Source organism: Kocuria rhizosphaericola, assembly GCF_044462205.1.
GTDB lineage: Bacteria > Actinomycetota > Actinomycetes > Actinomycetales > Micrococcaceae > Kocuria > Kocuria rhizosphaericola.
Genome location: NZ_JBISWK010000040.1, coordinates 1 through 17,230, shown reverse-complemented (window position 1 = coordinate 17,230; position 17,230 = coordinate 1). Strand labels below are relative to the sequence as shown.

Annotated in this window: 16 protein-coding genes; 12 read left to right on the top strand and 4 right to left on the bottom strand. The window is 69.2% G+C overall.

Annotated features, from left to right (window positions below):
- Positions 1-54: 54 nt before the first annotated feature.
- The gene (gene phoU / locus ACH9D2_RS04565) at positions 55-753 is read right to left on the bottom strand and encodes a phosphate signaling complex protein PhoU (protein ID WP_396361572.1); all 699 of its coding nucleotides are present in this window, start codon (positions 751-753) and stop codon (positions 55-57) included.
- A 215-nt stretch (positions 754-968) separates the two neighbouring features.
- Between phoU and ACH9D2_RS04560 the strand changes: the two genes are divergently transcribed.
- Both ACH9D2_RS04560 and ACH9D2_RS04555 read left to right on the top strand, forming a co-directional pair.
- Positions 969-2,237: a sensor histidine kinase gene (locus tag ACH9D2_RS04560; protein ID WP_396361571.1), complete on the top strand. Its 1,269-nt coding sequence runs from the start codon at positions 969-971 to the stop codon at positions 2,235-2,237.
- Entirely contained in the window at positions 2,234-2,914 is a 681-nt protein-coding gene (locus ACH9D2_RS04555; protein WP_396361570.1) for a response regulator, read from the top strand. The genes ACH9D2_RS04560 and ACH9D2_RS04555 overlap by 4 nt, the downstream gene beginning before the upstream one ends.
- An 87-nt stretch (positions 2,915-3,001) precedes the next feature.
- Here ACH9D2_RS04555 and ACH9D2_RS04550 read toward each other — a convergent pair whose 3' ends face one another.
- Positions 3,002-3,550, bottom strand: a complete 549-nt coding sequence (locus ACH9D2_RS04550; RefSeq protein WP_396361569.1) for a hypothetical protein — start codon at positions 3,548-3,550, stop codon at positions 3,002-3,004.
- A gap of 154 nt (positions 3,551-3,704) precedes the next feature.
- Here ACH9D2_RS04550 and ACH9D2_RS04545 point away from each other — a divergent pair, with 154 nt between their 5' ends.
- Both ACH9D2_RS04545 and ACH9D2_RS04540 read left to right on the top strand, forming a co-directional pair.
- Positions 3,705-4,187, top strand: coding sequence for a CarD family transcriptional regulator (locus ACH9D2_RS04545; protein WP_017831963.1), 483 nt, complete (start codon positions 3,705-3,707; stop codon positions 4,185-4,187).
- A 216-nt stretch (positions 4,188-4,403) separates the two neighbouring features.
- Positions 4,404-5,216: a 2-C-methyl-D-erythritol 4-phosphate cytidylyltransferase gene (locus ACH9D2_RS04540; RefSeq protein WP_396361568.1), complete on the top strand. Its 813-nt coding sequence runs from the start codon at positions 4,404-4,406 to the stop codon at positions 5,214-5,216.
- A gap of 100 nt (positions 5,217-5,316) precedes the next feature.
- Here ACH9D2_RS04540 and ACH9D2_RS04535 read toward each other — a convergent pair whose 3' ends face one another.
- Positions 5,317-6,072 (bottom strand): DeoR/GlpR family DNA-binding transcription regulator, encoded by a 756-nt coding sequence (locus ACH9D2_RS04535; protein ID WP_396361567.1) that lies wholly within the window; start codon positions 6,070-6,072, stop codon positions 5,317-5,319.
- A 75-nt stretch (positions 6,073-6,147) separates the two neighbouring features.
- Between ACH9D2_RS04535 and ACH9D2_RS04530 the strand changes: the two genes are divergently transcribed.
- The gene (locus ACH9D2_RS04530) at positions 6,148-6,819 is read left to right on the top strand and encodes a histidine phosphatase family protein (RefSeq protein WP_396361566.1); all 672 of its coding nucleotides are present in this window, start codon (positions 6,148-6,150) and stop codon (positions 6,817-6,819) included.
- Positions 6,820-6,919: 100 nt separating this feature from the next.
- On the opposite strand, the gene ACH9D2_RS04525 is transcribed toward ACH9D2_RS04530, so the two are convergent.
- Complete coding sequence (locus ACH9D2_RS04525; RefSeq protein ID WP_396361565.1) at positions 6,920-7,867, bottom strand: 3-keto-5-aminohexanoate cleavage protein; 948 nt, start codon at positions 7,865-7,867, stop codon at positions 6,920-6,922.
- 292 nt (positions 7,868-8,159) lie between these two features.
- Here ACH9D2_RS04525 and ACH9D2_RS04520 point away from each other — a divergent pair, with 292 nt between their 5' ends.
- From ACH9D2_RS04520 to ACH9D2_RS04490, 7 genes are all read left to right on the top strand, one after another.
- Positions 8,160-9,401 carry an alpha/beta fold hydrolase gene (locus ACH9D2_RS04520; protein ID WP_396361564.1) on the top strand — a complete coding sequence of 414 codons (1,242 nt, stop codon included), beginning with the start codon at positions 8,160-8,162 and terminating at the stop codon, positions 9,399-9,401.
- A 226-nt stretch (positions 9,402-9,627) separates the two neighbouring features.
- Positions 9,628-10,770, top strand: a complete 1,143-nt coding sequence (locus tag ACH9D2_RS04515; RefSeq protein ID WP_396361562.1) for a sugar ABC transporter substrate-binding protein — start codon at positions 9,628-9,630, stop codon at positions 10,768-10,770.
- A gap of 92 nt (positions 10,771-10,862) precedes the next feature.
- On the top strand, positions 10,863-11,903 hold the full coding sequence (locus ACH9D2_RS04510; protein WP_396361560.1) for an ABC transporter permease: 1,041 nt from the start codon (positions 10,863-10,865) through the stop codon (positions 11,901-11,903).
- Entirely contained in the window at positions 11,900-13,462 is a 1,563-nt protein-coding gene (locus tag ACH9D2_RS04505; RefSeq protein ID WP_396361559.1) for a sugar ABC transporter ATP-binding protein, read from the top strand. The genes ACH9D2_RS04510 and ACH9D2_RS04505 overlap by 4 nt, the downstream gene beginning before the upstream one ends.
- 4 nt (positions 13,463-13,466) lie before the next feature.
- Positions 13,467-14,489: an ABC transporter permease subunit gene (locus tag ACH9D2_RS04500; RefSeq protein WP_396361558.1), complete on the top strand. Its 1,023-nt coding sequence runs from the start codon at positions 13,467-13,469 to the stop codon at positions 14,487-14,489.
- Between the two features lie 80 nt (positions 14,490-14,569).
- Positions 14,570-16,033, top strand: coding sequence for a beta-Ala-His dipeptidase (pepD, locus tag ACH9D2_RS04495; RefSeq protein WP_396361557.1), 1,464 nt, complete (start codon positions 14,570-14,572; stop codon positions 16,031-16,033).
- 162 nt (positions 16,034-16,195) lie between these two features.
- Positions 16,196-17,206 (top strand): substrate-binding domain-containing protein, encoded by a 1,011-nt coding sequence (locus ACH9D2_RS04490; RefSeq protein WP_396361556.1) that lies wholly within the window; start codon positions 16,196-16,198, stop codon positions 17,204-17,206.
- Positions 17,207-17,230 lie beyond the last annotated feature (24 nt).

The following is a 17,230-nucleotide window of genomic DNA, read 5'->3' as shown; positions in this document are numbered from 1 at the left end:
CCCGGCCCCTCTGCTCGTGCCCGGGTGCGGGTCAGCCCGCACCCGGGCGGGGGCTCACTCGCCCCCGTCCCGGCCCACGTGGCCGTGGCCGGTCGGGCGGTCGGAGCTCGCCGGGACCCAGTCGCCGGTCACGAGGTAGGAGACCTTGCGGGTCACCGAGACCCCGTGGTCCCCGATGCGCTCGAGGTAGCGCGAGCACAGGGTGACGTCCACGGCGGTGGGCACCGAGCAGTCCCAGCTCGGCGCGGCGAGCGCGTCGAAGACGGACTGGTGCAGCTTGTTGACCTCGCCCTTGAGCGAGTAGATGTCGTCGGCCAGGGAGAGGTCGCGCGTCTGGAGCACCTGGATGACCCGGTCCACGATCTGCAGGTCGAGGTCGAACATCCGCGTGAACGTCTCCACGAGCGGCTCGGGGATGACCGCCTCGGGGTAGCGCAGGCGCACGGCCTGGGCCAGGTGCCGGGCGAGGTCGCCGGCACGCTCCAGGGAGGCGCTCATCCGCAGCGCGCCCACGATCATCCGCAGGTCCGAGGCCACGGGGCTCTGCAGCGCGAGGATGTCGATCGAGCGCTCGTCGAGGTCGTTCTGCAGGAAGTCGATCCGGGCGTCGTTGGAGATGACCTCCTCGGCGAGCTGGATGTCCACGTCGAGGAGCGCGTCCTTGGCACGGGCGAGGGCCTCGCGCACCAGGGTCGCGATCTGGATGAGCTCCTCACCGACCTGGTGGAGTTCTGCCTGGAAAACCTTGCGCACGGATGGGTCCTTTCGAGATGCGGCGACGTCCTCGGCGGCCGGGATGCGGCGCGGAGCGGGACGGATGACGTGGGGGCCGGGTGCGAGCACACCCGCCGCCACCGTCACAGCCAGGAATGAACTTTCGCTCATCTTAGGATGAACGTTCGTTGAACCTGTAGCTCGTGACGCCCCGTGCGGGGTCCCCCGCGCCCCCGAGTGCCTAAGCTGGTTCCGTGAGCCCAACTGCCATCGCCGTCGCCGCGGGTCTGCTCGGCTTCGCCCTCGGGGTGAGCGGTCTGATCGCCCTCCGGGTGAGCGGGCGCGGCCGCCGCGCCCGCGCCGACGTCCAGGAGCCCACGCTGCCCGACGGCACCGCGGACGTTCTCGCGGTGATCGGCCGCGCCTACGTGGTGGTGGACGGGGTCGACGGCGTCGTGCGCGCCTCCCCGGCCGCCTACGCCTTCGGCCTGGTCCGCGGGCACACCGTGGTGCACGATCAGATGCTCGAGATGATCCGCCGGGCCCGGCGCAGCGGCGTCATCGAGGAGCGGCGGGTCGAGCTGACCCGCGGGCCGTTCCAGACGGGGGCGGTGGTGCTCGACGTCCGGGTGGCCCCGATCGCGGAGGAGTACATCCTGCTGCTCGCCGACGACCAGACGGAGATCGTCCGGGCGCAGTCGATCCGCAACGACTTCGTCGCCAACGTCTCGCACGAGCTGAAGACCCCCGTGGGGGCCATCGGGCTGCTCGCCGAGGCGATCGAGGACGCGGCCGAGGACGAGGAGGCCGTGCGCCGCTTCGCCCAGCGCCTGCACAAGGAGTCCGCCCGGCTGACCGCCCTGGTCCAGGACATCATCGAGCTCTCCCGCCTGCAGGGCGCGGACGTGGTCACCGAGGGCCGCCCCGTGGACCTCAACCAGGTCATCGCCGACGCCGTGGACCGCAACCGGTTCCCGGCCGAGAACAAGGGCATCGAGATCGCGGTGGGCGGGCGCGTCACCCGGCCCGTCTTCGGCGACCCGGACCTGCTCGTCACGGCGCTGCGCAACCTCATCGACAACGCTGTGCACTACTCCCCGGAGGGCACCCGCGTGGGCGTCGGCGTCCGGGAGCGGGACGGGATGGCCCAGATCTCGGTGACCGACCAGGGCCCGGGCATCCCGGAGGACGAGCAGGACCGGATCTTCGAGCGCTTCTACCGCGTGGACGCGGCCCGGTCCCGCCGGACGGGCGGGACGGGGCTGGGCCTGAGCATCGTCAAGCACGTCATGTCGCAGCACGGCGGCGAGGCCACCCTGTGGTCCCAGCCCGGCCGCGGTTCCACGTTCACCCTCAGCATTCCCCAGATCGAGGGCGCCGACGACCCCGGGGAGGCCGCGCAGCCGGCTCCCGGCGCGTCCGCCCGCCCGGCGCCGGAACCGGCACCGCCCCGCCCAGTGGCATCGACCCCACGGCCCGCCGCCCCCGCGGCGCGCGCCGGGAGCACGGAGGACCGACAGTGACCCGCATCCTGATCGTCGAGGACGAGGAGTCCCTCAGCGACCCGCTCTCCTACCTGCTGGGGAAGGAGGGGTTCGAAGTGGAGATCGTCGACAACGGCGTGGACGCCGTCGCGGAGTTCGACCGGTCCGGGGCCGACCTGGTGCTGCTGGACCTCATGCTCCCGGGACTGTCCGGCACCGAGGTCTGCCGGCAGGTGCGGCAGCGCTCCTCCGTGCCGATCATCATGCTCACGGCGAAGGACGCCGAGATCGACAAGGTGGTCGGGCTCGAGCTCGGCGCCGACGACTACGTCACCAAGCCGTACTCGTCCCGGGAGCTGGTGGCCCGGATCCGCGCGGTCCTGCGCCGGCAGGTGGAGCCCGAGGAGCTCCTCTCGGCGACCGTGCAGGCCGGGCCCGTGCGGATGGACATCGAGCGGCACGTGGTCAGCGTCCACGGCGAGCGGGTGGCCATGCCGCTCAAGGAGTTCGAGCTGCTGGAGATGCTGCTGCGCAACGCCGGGCGCGTGCTGACCCGCGGGCAGCTCATCGACCGGGTCTGGGGCTCGGACTACGTGGGGGACACCAAGACCCTCGACGTCCACGTCAAGCGCCTGCGCTCCAAGATCGAGCCCGACCCCTCCGCCCCGCGGCACCTCGTGACGGTGCGGGGTCTGGGCTACAAGTTCGAGGGCTGAGCCGGCGGCGGCACCGGACACGGAAGGGCCCGGAACCCCTGGGGGTTCCGGGCCCTTCCGTCCGAGCGCGCGTGCCGGGGGGAGGCGTCAGTGACCGCCCTCCTGGCCCACCATCTCGTCGAGGGGCACGGGCGTGTTGGAGGGGTTGGCGGGGGTGGTGGGCGCGCCGCCGGGAACGAACTCGGCGTAGCGCTCGAAGGTGTGGTCCAGGACCGGGACCTGCTCGGTGAGGGACTCGCCCCCGGCGGTGAACTCGGTCTCGACCATGAGGCCCGGATCGGCGCCGGCGCGGTCCACGACGACCGGCTCCGCATCCTCCAGCGACACGGTGCCGTTGGCGGGGATCTGCACCTCGGCGGTGGCGCCGTCGACGTCCATCGACAGCGTGACGTCCTCGTCGCCGTCGTTGTCCAGGGTGCCCAGCACGCGGCCCTCGGCGTCGGCCGCGGTGGCCACGATCAGCACGTTGGTCAGCTTGACGTCGCCCACCTGCTCCACGATGCCGTCCGCGGGGGAGTAGATCATGGTCGTGGCCGGCGGGTTGATGTAGGCGCATCCGGCGGTGGACAGCAGGGCGGCCGCGGCGGCGGCACTCAGGCCTGCGCGCTGCAGCAACTTGGGGGCGGCGATCTTCACGGCGCGTACTCCTCGGGAGCTCAGGACGATGTCCGGGCCAGCTTATCCGTTTGCCGACGCTTCGTCCGCATCGGACGGGCGCGGGCCCCGGCCGTCCCGGATCGGCGAATCCTACACCGTGTTAGAATGGAAGTTCTGAAAGGGGTATTTCCATATGGTTTTTGAGGTTGGCGAGACGGTTGTCTACCCGCACCACGGCGCGGCGACCATCGAGGAGATCAAGACCCGCACCGTCAAGGGCGAAGAGAAGATGTATCTCAAGCTCAAGGTGACCCAGGGGGATCTGGTGATCGAGGTACCCGCGGAGAACGTCGACCTGGTGGGCGTGCGCGACGTCGTCGACGAGGACGGGCTCAAGAAGGTCATCTCGGTCCTCCAGGCGAAGGACACCGAGGAGGCCAGCAACTGGTCCCGGCGCTACAAGGCCAACCTCGAGAAGCTCGCCTCGGGCGACGTCCTCAAGGTCGCGGAGGTCGTGCGCGACCTCTGGCGCCGCGACCGGGACCGCGGGCTCTCGGCCGGGGAGAAGCGGATGCTGACGAAGGCCCGCCAGATCCTCACCTCCGAGCTCGCGCTCGCCAAGAAGATCGACGAGGAAGAGGCCGAGAAGCGCCTCGACGACATCCTGGCGTCCTGACCGACCCGTGACCGGGAGCGCACCACGGTCCAGCACGGCGAACCCGCCCTCCCCGGAGGGCGGGTTCGCCGTTGTTGCGGCGGAGTCCGGCACCGCGGGCTCACGTGCTGATCGACGGGGTTCCGGCCGCTTCCGGGCAGACGTGCTAGGGTTCCGCACGGCATGGCCCGGAGTCGTCACGAGTTGCCGACGGGTCACGACGTACTTCACGCAGCCGTGGTCCAGTACCGGCGGCGTGCCCAGCACAACGGAGGTCTGGCTCTGAGCGGCACGGTAGCGGTCATTCCCTGTTCCTCCGCCTTCGACCATGTGCGCCCCGGAGCCCTCCCTTTCACGTCGGCCGCGTTGAGGAGGCACACGGTCTTCGAGCACGTGCTGGGGACACTGGCCGGTTGCTCGTCGATCGACGCCGTGGTGGTCCTCGCCGACGAGGCGACGCTGCCCTACTTCGACGAGTCCTTGGCCGCCCCCCTGCGGTCCGAGATCGTGGTCCGGCGTGTCCCGGTGGCGCCTCCGGGCACCGCGGCCCGTTCCCTGCTCACCCACTGCGCCGAGCTGGCGAGCACAGTCGGTCACAGCAATGTGCTGATCCATCGGATGTCGCACGCTCTGGCCAGTGCCGAGCTGCTCGACTCGGTGGCCGATGCTCTCGGGGCGGGCGACGAGGTCGTCGTCCCGGGCATTCCCGTGGTCGACAGCATCATGGCAGTCGATGAGGAGGATGTCGGCGTGATCTCCGGCGGCGTGGACCGGCAAGGTGTCAAGGTGTTGCAGAGTCCCTGGGGATTCTCTGCCGGGACCCTGGTACACGTCCATGGGCTGCCGTCGACGGCCGGTCCCTCCGCACGGTCAGCGTGCGGCGCCCCGGGCAGAGAGTTCTCCGAATGGGCGCACCGTCTGGCGGACCGCGCAGATCGGGTCGTCACGGTACTGCCCGGTGAGATGCAGGCCGTCGCACTGAGGTCTACGGTCGATGTCCTCCGTGCGGAGGTCTTCTACGAGGCAGGCACCGCCGTTCGGGCCCTCTGACCACCAGGTCTCCGTGGCCTGACAGCAGCGGATGGATCTCGCGCGGCACCGGTGGTCGTGGAGCGCCGGGTCGTTCACGCCGTGCTGGTCGCCGTGGGCGCTACACCATGACGACCTCCAGTCCGAGCTCGGCCACCGATTCCCACTCGTCCTGGGTCAGTACGTGGTCGGTGACGACGGTGGCCAGATCCCGCGTGTCGGCGACCCAGCCGAACGCGATCCTTCCCCACTTGGTCCTGTCGCACAGCAGGATGACACGGCCGGAGTACCGGACGGCGGCGGCCTTGATGGCGGCGTCCTCGCCGTCGTAGGAGGTCACCCCCTCGGACAGGGTGAATCCTTGGCAGGACATGATGGCCGTGTCGAAGCGCATGGCGGAGATGCTGCTCAGCGCCCTGGCCCCCGTGGCCGAGAGCTCATCGGGGCGGATGTCCCCGCCGCACATGGTGATCTGGGTGCCGGCGTCACCGAGAACAGTGGCGGACCGCAGTGACAGGGGAACCACGCGCAGGCTCGGATCCGTGATCCGGTGAGCCATCTCCAAGCACGTCGTGCCCCCGTCGAGCACGACGCTCTCGCCGTGAGCAAGCATGCCGGCGGCCGCGGCGGCGATGCGCCGCTTCCCCTGGGTGTTGATCCCGGTGCGCGCGGCGAACGGCGTGGTCACCCCCCGCAAGGCCAGACGGCGTGCACCGCCGTGCGTGCGCCGCAGAGCACCCTGCTGGTCGAGCTGCACGAGATCCCGGCGGACGGTCGCCTCCGAGGCACCAAGCTTCTCCACGAGTTCGGCCACGGTCACACTCTCACCGGTCTCGAGCAGGTGCAGGATGCCCTCTCTCCGCTCTTCGGTTCGCATGGACCCATGCTATCCCTCATTGAGCGATCGATCACACTCGAATGACTGATCGGTCAAGTGGCGTAGACTCGGAGCATGCGCCTCCTCCTCATCCGCCACGGTCAGATCCAGTCCAATGCCGATCAGGTGATCGACAGCCGCATCCCCGGCCCATCCCTGACCCGGCTGGGGGAACAGCAGGCCGCCGCTCTGCCCGGGGGGCTGCACCGCGAGGACATCGGTGCCATCTGGGTGTCGAGCATGACCCGAACGCACCAGACCGCCGCGCCCCTGGCGCGAGCCCACGGTCTGACCCCCGTGGAGCGGCACGGACTCCACGAGATCCAGGGCAACCACTGGGAGCTCTCCGGGGATCCGGAGCACGTCGCCGCCTACTACGACGTCGTGCTGTCCTGGGCCCACGGCGATCTCGAGCGCCGGATGCCCGGCGGGGAGCTCGGCCACGAGTTCTTCGCCCGCTACGACGCAGTCGTCGAGGAGGCCGTGCAGGACGCCCGGCGGGCCGGGCTGGGGACGGTCGCGCTCGTCAGCCACGGCACGGCCATCCGGTGCTGGACCAGCCGGCGCACGGACAACCTCGCCGCGGCCGATCTCGAGCAGCGACCGCTGGAGAACACCGGCGTGGTGGCGCTCGAGGAGTCCGCCGACGGCGCCCGGTCCTGGACGTGCCGGAGCTGGATGGGCGAACCCGTCAGCGGCGTCGGTGACCGTGTGCCCTCCGGGCCCGCCGGTGAGCCGATCTTCTGAACCACGAGTGCCGACGGGCCGGTCGCGAGGCGTCAGCTTCGCGACCGGNCCGGCCCGTCTCCGGCGACGCCCCGGTCATGCGCCGCGGTCGGCTCGCGGATCAGGTGATGCTGTACAGCGCCCGCGCTTCGTCCTGCGTCGCGATGGGCCGTCCGACCTCGCGCGCGATCTCCTGCGCCTGCTGCAGGAGCTCCAGGTTGGTGGGGTTCCGCGCCGGGTCGTAGAACAGCTCCAGCCCGGTCTTGATGTGGCCGCCGAGCTCGATGGCCCGGCGCAGGAGCTCCGTGTCGTCGAACGCGCCCTGGCCCCAGACGGAGATGTACCAGGGGTACTTGACCTGGGCCTCCTCGATCATCGTGAGGTAGTAGTACAGACTCTCCAGGCTGGGCTTCATGCCGTTCGTGGCGATGGGTTCCATGGCGGTCAGGCCGTAGTCGCCGATCAGGTAGAAGTCCCACATCGACCCGGGCGTGGTGATGCCGCGGTTCACGTAGTGCATGGCGTGGCGCAGGTGCCCCGGCTCGTAGACGCCGAAGACCATGGCGACGTCCCGCTCCCGGAGCATCTTCATCTGGTCGCCGATGCGCTGGTAGTTGAACCCGAACTCCGGGCCGGAGAGGAAGCCCTCCTCGTCGACGTCCGTGGCGAACAGGGTGAGTCCCGTGTCGACGCACGCGATTCGGGCGCTCGTGTCCTCGTTGAGCAACGCCACGTGTTCGAGCCCGTGCTCGTGCGGGAGCAGGCGGAGAGGGCTGCAGGTGGTCGGGTACCACGTGATGTCGGGGTGCTTCTCCAGGACTCTGTCCCATGTGCGCTTGTAGTCCTTGTGGGCGTCCGGCCCGATCAGGTCGAAGCTCGTGTTGTGCGCATGGATCGCTCCTGCTCCGGCCTCCCAGCAGCGGATCGCGTCCTCGGCGATCTCCTCGTGGGTGATGGGCGTGTTCGGGTTCATCTCCTTCGTGCGGACGCCGTTGATGTGGGACTCGATGACGACCGGGTGGTCCCAGGCGGGCTTCATGTCGGCGTACTTGTCGAGGGCGGTGGCCATGGCTGGTTCTCCTCTGTCAGGACTTGTTCCGTGCTCGGCGCCTCGAGCGCCGGCTCCGGCGGGAGGGAGGTCTCGCGGAGACGCCCATGCCTGCCGAGAGGGTCGTGCTTCCCGCTCGAGGGTGGGGGGCCGATGCTGCCGCGGTGGTGCCGGCTCGACGGGTCCGCCCCTTGACATGTGATGTGCCCCACATCCATCCTGTGAATACCGTAGCACACGATGAATATTTAACCTGGCACTCGATCCGCAGCGGGACCTGCTTCCTCTCCGGGTCACCATCAAGGAGGCTCACGTGACGGGCAAGGCCGACCACGACGTCGAAGACTTCACCATCGACATTCCCGAGGAGAAGCTCGAGGACATGTACGAGCGGTTGCGCCGCACCCGCTTCCCTCGGGATTTCGCCAACGACGACTGGCGTTACGGCTACAACGGCGACTACCACCGCCAGATGGTCGAGTACTGGCTCGAGGAGTACGACTGGCGGGACGTCGAGCGGCGCATGAACGAGCTGCCCCACTTCAGGATGACGCTCATGGGCATCCCGCTGCACTTCATCCATGTCAAGGGGAAGGGGTCGAACCCCATGCCTCTGCTCCTGCACCACGGCTGGCCCTGGACCTTCTGGGACGTGCGCAAGGTCATCGGCCCCCTGACCGACCCCGCCGCCCACGGCGGCGACCCGGCGAACTCCTTCGACGTCGTGCTGATCTCGCTCCCGGGGTACGGCTTCTCCTCGCCGCTGACCGAGCCCGGCTGGAACTGGTGGCGCACCGCCGACCTCGAGAACAAGCTCATGAAGGAGGTCCTCGGCTACGAGAAGTACGCGGTCGCCGGCGGGGACTGGGGCGCCCTGGTCACGCAGCAGCACGGCCACAAGTACCAGGACGACGTCTATGGCATCTACACGCACTTCCCGGCCCAGATGAGCCACTACCTCTTCGAGCATCCGGACGCTCCTCCGGGGGTGGAGTACGACCCGGTCCTCGGCCTGCCCGCCGCGAGCGAGTACGGCGAGGGCGAGGAGGGGTGGTTCGAGCGCGGCAAGCTCTTCGTCGAGAACGAGAGCGGCTACGGCGAGATCCAGCTGACCAAACCCCAGACCCTGGCGGCGCTCGTGACCGACTCGCCGGCCGGACAGCTGGCGTGGATCACGGAGAAGCGCTACTTCTGGGGCCTCGAGGAGAGGGGGGTGGGCACCCCGGCCTTCGAGAAGGTCTGGCCGAAGGAGGATCTGGTCACCACGGCCGCCGTGTACTTCCTCACCGAGACCGGGGGCACCTCGTCCCGCTACTACTGGGAGTGCCGGGGCAACCCGTGGAGGCCGTCCCACGGGAACTTCCCGGTGGTCGGCGCCCCCACGGCCGTCAGCATCTATCCGGGGGAGATCTACAAGCCGCCGCGCAGGTGGACGGAGAAGTACTTCAACCTGCAGCAGTACCGCGTGCACGACGAGGGCGGGCACTTCGCCCCCCTGGAGGTCCCCGGGATCTACGTCGACGACGTCACCACGTTCTTCCGCCAGTTCCGCTGACGCCTGACGTCCACCCTCCGAAGAGCCCGCCCGGCCTCGTCCGGGCGGGCTCTTCGTCCGTCCGTGGCCGCGTGTGTCACTAGAGATGCAGAGTGTGAATAAATTCTCTGTGAGTCTTGACACCCGCCTGTGGCGCTCGTCACACTTGGGGGAATGGTGATGCGGATCGCGCATAAGTATTCGACAGGTCTGGGTCGCGCAGGGAACTAGCTCACAAGGAGTCTCGATGTCCACGAAGAAGAACATCCGCCAGCGGCTGGCCTGCGGCGTGGCGGCCACGGCCGTCCTCGGCCTCGTGTCCGCCTGCACGACCACGGGGGGGCCCCAGGCCGGCGGGGGTGATCAGCAGCCGGTGGACAAGGAGGACGTCGTCCTGGTCGCCTCGGTCATCAACACCACGAACCCCTACATGGCCTCGATGATCCAGGGCGCCGAGGCCCTCTCCGAGGAGCTCGGCGTGCCCCTGGAGGTCATCGACTCCCAGGGCAGCTCCCAGACCCAGATCTCGCGGATCCAGGCGATCCTGGCCGAGGGCAAGACGGTCGCCATGATGGTGAACACCGTCGCCAGCTCCGACGCGGTCCCCATCGTCAACGCGGTCGAGGCCGCGGGTGGGTACACCACCATCTGGTGGAACAAGCCCGACAACTTCGAGCCGTCGGAGGAGGGCGACCACTTCGTGGCGTTCCAGAAGCACTCCGGCGTCCAGAGCGGCCAGTGCACCGGTGAGATGCTGGCGGAGGGCATCGGCGGTCAGGGCAACATCATCGCCCTCGAAGGCGTGCAGGACAGCACGACCAGCCAGACCCGCGTGGCCGGGCTGAAGGATGCCCTGAAGGACTACCCGGACGTCAACCTGCTCGAGGTCCGTCCCGGCAACTGGGACCCGCAGGTCGCCTTCCAGGAGACCCAGAGCCTCATCGCCAAGCACGGCGACGAGATCGACGGGGTGTGGGCCGCCGACGACGCCATGATCATCGGCGCGATCGAGGCGATGCAGAAGGAGGGCCGGGTCGACGAGGTGAAGTTCGCCTCCGACGGCCTCTACCCGCCGGTCATCGACATGATGGAGTCCGGCATGGGCAACGACGCCATCGTCGGCGAGACCTTCCACCGCGGCTACATGGCCGCCGCCATCGGGCTCTACACCTCCTACCTGGCCGCCACGGGTGAGATCGACCCGTCCGAGCTGCCCGCGGAGCAGCGCAACAGCCTCTTCCAGCTGGAGTGCGTGACCCCCGAGAACCTCGACGAGTTCACCAAGTACGACGAGGACATCGACGGCTGGATCGACACGCTGATCGAGAACGGTCCCTGGGACGTGCAGCCGGTCCCGCTGGTCGGCGCCGGCCCGGAGCAGATGCCGTAAGCAGGTCGCCCGCACCCCGTCCGGCCGCGCCCCGGTGAGCCACCGGCGTGCGGCCGGACGGACAGCGAACCTTCAGAAACCCAGATGAAGCCATGACTGATACGGAGATCACCGTGGAGCAACAGGCCACAGCGACGCGACCGCGGCAGCGGGAGCACGGAACGCCGGCCCGTCGCCGGCTCGAACTCAGGAACCTCGGAGAGCTCGCCGCCCTCATCGTGCTGATCGTGGTGTTCGCGGCCCTCAACCCGGACGCGTTCGCCTCGGTGTCGAACGCCCGCACCATTCTCAACCAGGCCGCGCTGCCGCTGATCCTCGGCGTGGGCGCGACGCTCGTGATCCTGATGGGCTCCATCGACCTCTCGATCGAAGGCGTCATGGGCGCGGCCGGCATGACGTTCGTGCTCCTCTCGGCGAACAGCCGTGCGACCGCCGACCTCGGCTGGTGGGCCATTCCCATCGCAATCCTCGTCGGAATGGCACTGGGCCTGCTCAGCGGCCTCATCCACACCCGGCTCAAGGTGCCGACCTTCATCGTCACGCTCGGGGTGTGGTTCATCGGCCTCGGGGTCGCCACGGTCCTGTTCGGCCGCGCGGCCATCCCCTTCCTGTCCGACGCCGACCTCAAGCAGTGGCCGAGGGAGCTGACCCTGGGCCTGCCGAACCAGTTCCTGCTGGCCGCGCTCGTCGTCCTGGCCGGTGTCGCCGTGGCGCGCTTCACGCGGGTCGGGCGCTACGCCTACGCCATCGGCAACAACGAGCAGATCGCCAGGGACAACGGCGTGCCGGTCAGCCGGTACAAGATCTACGTCTTCGTGGTCGCCGGTGCGTGCAGCGCCCTGGCCGGGGTGCTGGCGAGCCTGCAGCTGGGCGCCGGGTCGGCGACCATCGGCGTCAACACCCTGTTCCTGACCATCGCGGCCGTCGTGATCGGCGGCACGTCCCTGGGCGGGGGCAAGGGCGGCATCATGCGCACCGCGCTGGGTGTCATCCTCCTGGTCGTCCTGAACAACGGACTCATCCTCAGCGGGGTGAGCCCGAACGTCCAGTCCGCCGTCTCCGGCGCTGTCCTGATCATCGCCATCACCGCGGCCGCCTGGCCGCACCGCAGTCGACTGAGGATCGTGAAATGACCATGACAGTGAGCCACAGTGCTGGCACGAGCAGTGAGAGCGCCCCGATCCTGCGGCTGCGCAACGTCTCCAAGACGTTCGGGCCGGTCCGGGCGGTCAAGGACATCTCCCTGGAGATCGCCCCCCACGAAGTGGTTGGGCTCATCGGGGAGAACGGCGCGGGGAAGTCGACCCTGCTGAAGATCCTCACGGGCATCCACGAGCCGGACGAGGGGGGCGTGATCGAGGCCAACGGCAAGGAGGTCACTTTCCGCCGGCCCAAGGATGCCGTGGCGGCAGGCATCGGCGTGGTCCACCAGGAGCAGTCGCTGCTGACCAACCTCTCCGTCGCCGAGAACATCGCCATGAACGCCGTGTCCTCGCGGGACCACGCGACCAGCTTCGGCGTCTACCGCTGGGGACGGCTGAACCGGGAGGCCGCCGAGATCCTCGATCGGGTCGGGGTGAGCATCGACCCGCGGACGGTCGTCAGCGACCTCTCGTTCGTCGACCGTCAGATGGTGGAGATCGCCCGGGCCATCCGTGTGGACCAGATGGTCGATGCAGCGCCTCTCGTGATCCTCGACGAGCCCACCTCCGTCCTCGAGCGCAACGAGACGGAGATCCTTGAGCGGGAGATCAGGAACCTGAAGGATCTCGGGTCGGTCATCTTCGTCTCCCACCGCCTCGACGAGGTGCTCCGGATCTGCGACCGCATCGTGGTGATGCGCCACGGTGAGGTCGTGGCGGACCGGACCACGGACACGGTGACCGAGGACGAGCTCTTCCGGCTCATGGTCGGGCACGAGTCCAAGGCGGCGCCCCGGCCGGAGCAGGATCGCTCGGGAGCCCGGGAACCGGTGCTCTCGGTCAAGGGCCTGGGGCGCAAGGGGGCCTACCGGGACGTGTCCTTCGCGGTGGCCCCCGGGCAGTGCGTCACCATCATCGGGACCCTCGGCTCGGGCCGCGAGGGGGTCTCGCGGGCGGTCTTCGGGGCGGAGCCCTTCGACGAGGGCAGCATCGAGGTCGAGGGCAAGGAGGTCCGTTCCTGGTCGGTGCAGAGCGCCGTCCGCAGCGGCGTGGCCTACGTGCCGGCTGAGCGCAAGGTCGAGGGCATGGTCGGCGGGATGACCTCGGCGGAGAACATGGTGCTCGCGCATCCCTCGGCCACCAAGCGCGGTCCACTCCTCAGCCGGCGCGCGCGCACCAGACTGGCGGAGGAGTGGTTCGAGCGACTCGACGTGCGCCCGCGGAACCCTCACCTGGAGCTGGAGCGCTTCTCCGGCGGCAACCAGCAGAAGGTCGTGATGGCCAAGTGGCTGCTGTCCGACGACCTCAAGATCCTCGTCCTCGACCACCCTCTCCGCGGCCTCGACCCGGGGGCGGCCGAGACGGTCAACGCACAGATCCGGGCCGCGCTCGATGCCGGTGCGGCTGTGGTCCTCCTGCCCGACACGCTCGAGGAAGCCCTGGAGATGGGCGATCAGATCCTCGTCATGCGTGACGGCGACGTCACGGCGCGGTTCGACCTCACCGTCGACTCCCCGTCCTCCCTCGACCTGCTCGAAAAGATGGTGTGATCCCATGTCCACGAACGCAACCCTGGACCGCCCGCCCGCCCCGGACTCGGGGAAGCCCGAAACCAAGGACCGGCCGCGCCGGTTCCGTCCCCGCAACCTGTGGCAGACCGTCGGTCCCTTCGGTGTCTTCATCGCTCTGTTCGCGGTGGTGGCCGCCCTCCAGCCGGCCTTCGTGGGCGGGGGCGGGCTCCAGATCCTGGCCGTCCAGGCGTCCTCGATCCTCCTGATCGCCCTGGGGCAGGCGATGGTGCTGCACGTCGGGTCCATCGACCTCTCGAACGCGGCGATGGCGATCCTCTCGGCGATCGTCCTCGCCCTGACGCTGGGCCCCCTGGCCGGCGGCGGTCTCGTGGTCTCCATCGGGCTGGTCACGGTGATCGGCGCGATCAACGGCCTGCTCGTCGCCTTCGCGCAAGTTCCCTCCTTCGCCCTGACCCTCGGCACCCTCGGCATCGTCCAGGCCGCGTCACTGCTCGCCAGCGACGCGACCACCGTCTACGCCACGGGCAACAGCGAGCTGCTGTGGCCCCTGTTCGGGACGGCCTTCGCCGGCCTGGCCACCGCGTTCTGGGTCGGTGTCGTCCTCGCCGTCGTGCTGTGGGCCGTGCTGCGCTTCACCCGCGTCGGACAGGGCATGACCGCCGTGGGCCTCAACGAGACCGGCGCCCTCTTCTCCGGCCTGCGCACGAGGCTCCTGAAGGTCGTCGCCTTCACGATCTCGGGCTTCCTGGCCGGGGTCGCCGGCGTCATGATCATCGCCCAGGCCGGGGCCGCGTCCTCCTTCGGGCTGGGCAGCGACCTGCTGATCCCGGGCATCGCGGCGGCCATGGTCGGCGGAACGGCCATCACCGGTGGTGTGACCAACCCCGTCAACGTCGTCTTCGGAGCCCTGACCATCGCCCTCACCCCGATCGCCGCCGCAGCGGTCGGCGTCACGTCGCAGGCTCAGAGCCTCGTCTACGGGCTCGTGATCATCATCGCGGTCGCGCTCACCATGGGCCGCAACCGCAACCGCATCGTCAAGTAGCACGTCCGGCGGTCGCCGGACCCCGACAGGAAGACCGGAGCGGGCAGGAGCCCGGGCCGGCGCGAGAGAAGGAGAAGACCATGACTGTTCTGGAATCCCTGCAGCCCCGCGAGGTGCTGAGCTTCTTCGAGATCCTCTCCGAGATCCCCCGCGGCTCGGGCAACGAGAAGCGGGTGGCCGACTGGGTCGTCGAGTTCGCGAAGCAGCGCGGCCTGGAAGCGGAGCAGGACGAGATGCACTGCGTGCTCGTGCGGAAGCCCGGCCAGCACGGGCTCGAGGACGCGCCCCCGCTCATCCTGCACGGCCACCTCGACATGGTGTGCGAGAAGGACGAGGGGGTGACACACGACTTCGAGAACGACCCCCTCCGGCTCGTCGTCGAGGGCGACTACATCACTGCCGACGGCACCTCGCTCGGAGCCGACAACGGGATCGGCGTCTCCTACATCCTCGCGCTGCTGGACTCCGGCGAGATTCCGCACCCCCCGCTCGAAGCGGTGCTGACGGCGATGGAGGAGAAGGGCAAGGTCGGTGCGGCCCAGTTCGACACCTCGAGGCTGACCGGCCGGCGGATGATCGACTTCAACTGGATCACCGACGAGGAGATCCTGGCGGGCTGCAGCGGAGACATCACCTTCACCGTCGACGTCCCGGCCGAGTGGGAGCCGGCGCCGGACACGCACACGGAGACCCGGCTGCTGAAGGTGCGCGGCCTCGCCGGCGGCCACTGCGAGTTCGACATCCACCTGGAGCGGGCGAACGCGATCCTGGTCCTGACCCGGGCGCTGAACGCGATCCTGGCGGAGCACGACGTCCGCGTCAGCGCTCCGCACGGCGGCGCCCAGAACAACGCCATCCCCGCCGATGCCCAGGCGGTGCTCGCCCTCCGGCCCGAGGACGTCGAGGGCGTGGAGGCGGTCGTCGCGCAGCTCGCCGAGGCGCTGCGCGACGAGTACCAGCGGGCCGACCCCGGGATCCGGCTCGAGCTCGACGCCGTGGACGCACCCGAGAAGGTCTTCTCGGCGGACGCGGGAGCCCGCTTCGCGCGGCTGACCGCACTGATCCCCAACGGGGTGCTCAGCTGGAACCTGCTGGTTCCCGGTGTCGTCGAGAGCTCGAACAACCTCGGCACCGTGCGAACCACCGCAGAGGGTGCTCGGCTCATGTCGACCATCACGGCCGCGGTGACCACGCGCAAGCACGAGATCCTCGACCGGGTCCGGGCCCTCGCGGCCCTCGCCGGCGGCGGGGTCTCGGTCGAGGAGTACGGACTGGACGCACCCGAGTTCCCCTACAAGCCGGACTCCGCCCTCCTGGCGACAGCGGCCCAGGCGTACCGGGACGTCGTCGGCGAGGAGCCGGAGGTCCACGTGTCGCAGTGCAGCCTCGAGCTGGGGATGTTCAGCCAGAAGGTCCCGGGTCTCGACACCATCTCGATCGGCACCGAGCTGCACGACCTCCACTCCCCGAAGGAGTCCGTGAACCACACCTCCGTCGCCAAGGTCTGGCCGCTCGTCCGGGAAGTGGTGAGCCGCCTGAACTGATCCCGGTCCGGATCCTCACCGGGTGCGGTGGGCCGCTGAGCCCGCCGCCCCTCTCGGGACGGATCGCGACACTCTCGCTCAGCATATTTACCGGTCTCAGTATAAAAAATCATTCCTGGAGACGTCATGACGTCCAGGGGAGAGCCAGAAGGAGAACACGCCATGACTGCACGGTCCAGGATGACGCGCACCGCCGCCGCCCTCACCGGTCTCACGCTCGCCACCGGACTCCTCGCCGGCTGCGGCACCGATCCTTCAGCCGGTGGCGAGGGCGGTGGCAACGGTGAGAAGCCCGTGATCGGGGTGTCCGTCGCCGATCAGAAGTCCCTCTTCTACGTCGCCGAGGTCGCCGGCATCAAGGACGAGGCGGAGGAACAGGGCTACGAGGTCAGGATCACCTCCGCCAACAACGACTCGAACGCACAGGTCGGGCAGGTCAACGACCTGATCACCCAGCAGGTCGGCTCGCTGATCTTCACCTCGCAGGACTCCACGGCCGCGGCCGCCGGAACCCGGGCCGCCAACCAGGCGGACATCCCCGTCATCGCGGTCGACCAGAGACCCGAGTCCGGTGAGGGGGAGCTCGCGACCTACATCGCCACGGACAGCGTCAAGGCGGCCTACGACCTCTGCACCTGGATGTTCGAGCAGATCGGCGGCGAGGGACAGATCGCGATCCTGCGCGGCGTCCTCGGATCCACTGCGGAGCTCCAGCGATCGGAGGGCTGCCAGAACGCCCTCGAGGAGAACCCCGGCATCGAGGTCGTGGCCGAGGACGTGGCCAACTGGGACGAGACGGAGGCCTTCAGGGCGACACAGAACATCCTGACCGCCAACCCCGAGCTCGACGCCGTCTTCGGTGAGAGCGACGCCATGGCGCTGGGTGCGGCGAAGGCCGCCCGGGAGGCCGGCCGGGAGATCTTCTCCGTCGGGATCGACGGCTTCCCCACCATGTTCGACGCCATCGAGGACGGCCTGACCCAGGCAACGATGGCTCAGCAGCCCTACGAGATGGGCCGGCTGGCCGTGCAGAACGCCATCGCCTTCATGAACGGCGAGGGGGACGACATCCCCGCCGAGCAGTGGCAGGACACGGTCCTGATCAACGCGGAGAACGTCGACGAGCACAGCGTCGAGGACTTCTACGGCCCCGACGCCCGGTCCTTCGGATGACCGGCGCCACCCGCTGAGGCGGTG

Bases quoted from the DNA above. Each gene is read 5' to 3' on its own strand.
- ACH9D2_RS04545 (WP_017831963.1), top strand. From the start codon at position 3,705: ATGGTTTTTGAGGTTGGCGAGACGGTTGTCTACCCGCACCACGGCGCG.
- ACH9D2_RS04535 (WP_396361567.1), bottom strand. From the start codon at position 6,072: ATGCGAACCGAAGAGCGGAGAGAGGGCATCCTGCACCTGCTCGAGACC.
- ACH9D2_RS04530 (WP_396361566.1), top strand. From the start codon at position 6,148: ATGCGCCTCCTCCTCATCCGCCACGGTCAGATCCAGTCCAATGCCGAT.
- ACH9D2_RS04525 (WP_396361565.1), bottom strand. From the start codon at position 7,867: ATGGCCACCGCCCTCGACAAGTACGCCGACATGAAGCCCGCCTGGGAC.
- ACH9D2_RS04515 (WP_396361562.1), top strand. From the start codon at position 9,628: ATGTCCACGAAGAAGAACATCCGCCAGCGGCTGGCCTGCGGCGTGGCG.
- ACH9D2_RS04510 (WP_396361560.1), top strand. From the start codon at position 10,863: ATGACTGATACGGAGATCACCGTGGAGCAACAGGCCACAGCGACGCGA.
- ACH9D2_RS04505 (WP_396361559.1), top strand. From the start codon at position 11,900: ATGACCATGACAGTGAGCCACAGTGCTGGCACGAGCAGTGAGAGCGCC.
- ACH9D2_RS04500 (WP_396361558.1), top strand. From the start codon at position 13,467: ATGTCCACGAACGCAACCCTGGACCGCCCGCCCGCCCCGGACTCGGGG.
- pepD (WP_396361557.1), top strand. From the start codon at position 14,570: ATGACTGTTCTGGAATCCCTGCAGCCCCGCGAGGTGCTGAGCTTCTTC.
- ACH9D2_RS04490 (WP_396361556.1), top strand. From the start codon at position 16,196: ATGACTGCACGGTCCAGGATGACGCGCACCGCCGCCGCCCTCACCGGT.